At 37.4% G+C, this 2,798-nt stretch carries 3 protein-coding genes; 1 reads left to right on the top strand and 2 read right to left on the bottom strand.

The genetic code is table 11. The annotated features are described in order from the left end of the window. Both L654_RS0101800 and L654_RS0101805 read right to left on the bottom strand, forming a co-directional pair. Nucleotides 1–753 (bottom strand): AAA family ATPase (locus tag L654_RS0101800; RefSeq protein ID WP_024607077.1); only part of this gene is annotated, 753 nt, incomplete at its 3' end. Between the two features lie 10 nt (nucleotides 754–763). Further along, nucleotides 764–1,147 (bottom strand): response regulator, encoded by a 384-nt coding sequence (locus tag L654_RS0101805; protein WP_024607078.1) that lies wholly within the window; start codon nucleotides 1,145–1,147, stop codon nucleotides 764–766. Between the two features lie 528 nt (nucleotides 1,148–1,675). Here L654_RS0101805 and L654_RS0101810 point away from each other — a divergent pair. Then, a partial coding sequence (locus tag L654_RS0101810) for a hypothetical protein (RefSeq protein WP_024607079.1) occupies nucleotides 1,676–2,798 on the top strand: 1,123 nt, incomplete at its 3' end.

The raw sequence follows: 2,798 nt of genomic DNA on the forward strand, positions 1-2,798 counted from the left end.
CCTAGCCGCTTTAGCGAGAGCCATACTGGCACGCGGTGATAACGATGATGCAAAAGCGTTGCTTGTGCGTGTGTAATTAACAAGCTCTATAATGTAGTCAATAATCGGGCTACTTAAAGTAATTTGGCTTATCTGGTTTTGAATTGCCGCTAACTCTTGTTGGTTAATACGCTTAGGTAATTGGCTGTAATCTCGTTTTTGCATATTCAAAATTAAGCGTTTTTCGGCTTCTTTAGGTGGAAAACCTAAGCTAATACGCATTAAAAAACGGTCTAATTGCGACTCAGGTAACGGGTAGGTACCTGATTGGTAAAGCGGGTTTTGTGTTGCTATCACAAAAAATGGATTTGGCAGCGTATATTTTTTTCCATCGACTGTTACTTGTTGCTCTTCCATTGCCTCAAGCAACGCACTTTGTGTTTTGGGTCCTGCGCGGTTTATTTCATCAGCTAAAACAACTTGGCTAAAAATAGGGCCTTTATGAAACGTAAAACTGTGCTCGGTAGAGTTAAACACATTAGTACCCAGAATATCAGCAGGCAGAAGATCACTGGTAAATTGTATACGCTGATACGATAAACCTAACACAGCTGACAATGCATGAGAAAGAGTGGTTTTTCCCATACCAGGCAAATCTTCAATGAGTAAATGCCCTTCGCTAAATAAGCATGTAAGTGCCAGTTTTATTTGTTGTTGTTTACCAAATATAACACTCGAAAGATCTTCTATAATCGCAGTAACAGTACTATGCATGCTAACCTTATTATTCTATTATTTCAAGACGCTTCATTACAGTGTCTACTTTTTTTGTGTTGAAAGGTTTTGCAATAAAGCCTTTAGCGCCCATTTCCCACGTGTTTTGTACGTTTTCGAGACTATTGTGGCCAGAGCACATAACAACATGAGTGTGCGGGTAAGCACTACTAATGTATTCCAATATATCTGCACCGTTAGAGTCAGGTAAATCTACATCTACAAATATTACGCCTGGCGGTTTATTGTTCATAATAGGTTTAGCAGAGCTAAAATCGGCGCTTTCTAATATATCTTCAAACCCTAAATCAGTTAAAATTTGGTTTAGATAATCACGAATTTCCTTAACGTCATCAATAATGAGGATGGGCTCTAGCGGGCGAACAAATTCCATATGTAGGTTACTTCTATTTTGAATACATCTAAGTGCTTTAATACTAAGCTAACCCCATCATAAGCTCAAGAACGTTACTTAAAAAACACTAATAAATAAACTGTTTATAGGTTTGCCCAACAACCTATTTTTAAAGGATTACCTGCTTTTATATCTTCAACTAACTTATATTTTCATTAATTGTATTGAACAATAATGACGTATCTACAATAAATCCCTTAATCCAACACCTTATTTCTTCAAAATTTGATGTAACAAATTTGCTACTTAACTTATTGATTCAAAAATATTTACATATAAATTCGATTTTTGTAAACGTTTTGTAATAAAAAATCGTTGACCTTCTAAATTCATTCTGTGATTATGCTCAGCAGATGAGCTTATGCTCATAAGTGCAGTTTCATTAACTATTTAATGTTTTGCTCAGCCAGCCTCATCTACACACACTGAATTAATACCAATTTCATTAAATGAATATGCAATTTAATAAAGTTGGCATCACACACCACACTAAATAAAGAGCTTATTATGTTGAATAATAAAAAGACTAAATTTGCAATTTCTCTCATAGCGGCAGCTATGGCTACATCGGCTCCAGCACAGGCTGATATTTCTGAATATTTAGATCGCGTTGACGTAGACTTTTTACTAATGCAAAACTTTCAGTCAATTCAAGCTAAAGACGGCGCATTTCGTCCAGAAGATGAAGAACAAGAATCAGGATTTGGCCGTATTAGAGCTAATCTAATGCTTAAATTTCATATTAACGAGTTCATCACTGCCGATATAGATATTGCAGAAGAGCCTAATGACTTTGGTGGCGAAGATCGTGACTTTTCATTTCACAACGATTTTGCAGGTGTTGAATTTGACTTACTAGGTCTATATGGCACACCAAAAGAAAACGCAAATTTAACACTGCGTTTGGGTAATATTGGTGGCTCACCATTTCAATTTAAAGGTTTTCAAGACGGCGCAGATAACCAAAATAATGCACTTATTGGTAATGGTATTACCGATTACGCAACCGCCGAAAACGGCGCACAGCTAAGTTACAGCGAAACTTTCGATAGTGGTGTAGTACGTGCTTATAATGTTACAGGTCACATTACTACTTCAAGTTTCGGTGAAGCGTTTCAAGAAGACAGAGGTTATAACTACCGACTTCAAGGTACTCTAGAATTTGAAGGTGGCTTTAAAGCAGGCTTAAACTTATTAAAAGCGAATCAAGGCGACCAGTTACGTTTTGAAAACGGCGTAGCCAGTCTTGATGGTGTAACCACAACAAACTATCGCTTTGGCGATGGTGAAAACTATAATTTTTCAGCGTCACCTTCAAACGAGCGTGACACTCACGTTGGCGCAATGCCAGGGCTTGAGCAATCAATCATCCAGCTTAATTTAGCTTATCAACCATCTGACGAAACAAGCCTAATCTTTATGGTTGGTAAATCATCTGATGATTACACATTTGCAGATGCCGCTGGTAATGCAGTTGCCGGTATTACCTACTTTGGTACAAACGGCATAGCTGATGAAAATGGCACTACTTTTGATTCAAACAGTGTAATAGAAGGCGACTCATCGGTTGAGTACTTCGTGTTTGAAGCACAACAATATCTAATCCCTAAAAAGCTATATGTAGCGGCTC

Origin of the sequence: Pseudoalteromonas sp. TAB23, assembly GCF_000498075.1 — a bacterium.
GTDB lineage: Bacteria > Pseudomonadota > Gammaproteobacteria > Enterobacterales > Alteromonadaceae > Pseudoalteromonas > Pseudoalteromonas arctica.